Here is a 2341-nt window from a genome sequence, read left to right on the forward strand (position 1 = left end):
TTTACCTGGTTATCCTTTCGGCCTAAGAACGTTATGGTGCCATCAGCATTCCACTTACCTACATCTCCGGTATCATATATCTTTTGTTCTTCATTAAACGGGCTGCTGATAAAACGTTCTGCCGTCAATGCTTCCTGCCGGTAATAACCCAGTGCCAGTCCGTCGCCCCCGATATAGATCGATCCCGGAATGCCAACAGGAACCGGTTGTAACTGTTCGTCTGTGATATAGATTGTAGTGTTATGGATAGGTTTGCCTACATTACCGGTGTCAGCGGCCTTTTCAATTTTTTTAAGAGTAGCCCAAACAGTGGTTTCGGTAGGACCGTACATATTCCACAACTCACCGCAGCTTTTCAAGATCTTGTCAGCCAGCGATTCACTCAGCAGGTCACCGCCATATAACACCTTCAATCCTTTTTGGCCCTGCCAGCCGCTTTCGAAAAGCATTTGATAAAATGCAGGTGTAGCCTGTATCACAGCAGGCTTTACTTGCTGCAACTTTGCTATGATCCGCTGCGGGTCAGCCAATGTGCCGGCGCTTACGATATACATACAGCCTCCACTCAGCAAGGGCAGAAACAACTCCAATACAGAAATGTCAAATGAGATGGTGCTGGCGGCAAGAACCAGCTCGCCGTCTTTCAACCCGGGCTGCTTTTGCATACTGGTTAAAAAGTTCACTACCGACCGGTGTTTGATTGCTATTCCTTTCGGATTACCCGTTGAGCCGGAGGTATAAATGATATATGCAACATCACTGGCCGAAGCAAGGCTGCTGACAGCATATTCTTCCCTATCCAATTCCAGAATATCTTCCAGCCTCAACATACTCATGCCGGCTGTATCCAGCGGCAGCATAGCTTTTTCTTCTGTTATCAACAAAGTGCAACCGCTTTGCTGAAGTATATAATTCAACCTTTGAACAGGATACCTGCTATCCAGGGGTATATAGGCCCGGCCCGATTTCATAACACCCAATAAAACGGCCACCAGTTCAGCCGATCTTGATAACAGCACGCCAACAGGCGCTTTATCCTCAGTGCCAAATGCATCGATGATGCTTTTGGCCACCAGGTTTACCTTCCGGTTTAATTCACTATAAGTAACAACCCCTTCTTCATCCTGTATCACTATTTTATGCGGATACAACAATACCTGCGATTCCAGCATATCAATGATGCTTTTCTCTTTGGGATATGGGGCCGTTGTTTTGTTGAAATCTGTAAACAACTGATGTTTCTCAACATCACTCAAATAATCCAGGTATTTGATCGGTTTCAATGGATCGATGGTAATAGCGGTCAATAGCTGGTTCAAATGCGAAGACAGGCGCAGCATGGTATTCTGGTTAAAAATATCGCTGTTGTATTCAACACTTACCTCTATTGTTTTATCTTTTTCCAGGAAGCTAAAGCTCAGGTCAAATTTGCTGACCGGGCTTTCGAATTGTTTATGCAGGCTGCTTATTGCAAGTTTGTCCTGTTGTTCGCGTCTGTTGCGGCCATCCTCGTTTGCAGGTTGCAGGATCGCCATTACCTCGAATAATGGATTTTGACTGAGATCGCGCGGCAGATCCAGGGCATCAACCAGCGCATCAAACGAATACAACTGGTGATCATAAGCAGCCATGGCTACCTGTTTTACATTATCCAGCAAGTCCATGAAACTGCCATCTCCGCTAAACCTGGTCCTTAGCGCCAGTGTATTTACATATAATCCCAGCTGATGTTCCATTTCTTCCCGGTCCCTGCCCGCTATGGGGCTGCCGATGATAATATCCTGCTGCCCGGTATAGCGATATAGTAATGTTTTCACCAGGGCCAATAACCCCATAAACAAGGTGGCCCCCTGTTGCCTTACCAGCGTTTTTAACCCTTGCGTTCCGTTTGCATCTAATGTAGTGATCAGGTTACTTCCATTGTATGTTTTAACGGCAGGGCGTAGCCGGTCTGCAGGCAGGTCCAGCACCGGAAGCGGACCTTCCATTTGTTGCAACCAATAGGTTTTATGAACCTCTATTGCATCATCGTTTAGTTGCTGTTGCCAGGATGCATAATCTTTAAACTGAATGCGCAAAGAAGCCAGTGTCGGTTCTTCGCCACTCTCGTATGACCTATAAAAAGTAAGTAATTCATTGAGTAAAACATTCATTGACCAGCCATCGCTGATGATGTGATGCATTACATAGGTAAAGATCCATTTACTATCGCCGGTTTGAAACAACCCGGCCCGCAGCATCGGACCTGAAGCAAGATCAAAAGGCTGTACAAATTGTTCCCGCACCAGCTTTTCAACCGCCTGGGCTGGTTGATGGCTATTACGAAGATCTTTCGACACAA

Annotated in this window: 1 protein-coding gene; it reads right to left on the reverse strand. The window is 46.0% G+C overall.

The window, feature by feature from the left end:
• The coding region (locus A4R26_RS08250) for a non-ribosomal peptide synthetase (protein WP_133054595.1) at window positions 1-2341 on the reverse strand (2341 nt) is incomplete at both ends.

The sequence above is a fragment of the Niastella populi genome (genome assembly GCF_002078015.1).
Lineage (GTDB): Bacteria > Bacteroidota > Bacteroidia > Chitinophagales > Chitinophagaceae > Niastella > Niastella populi.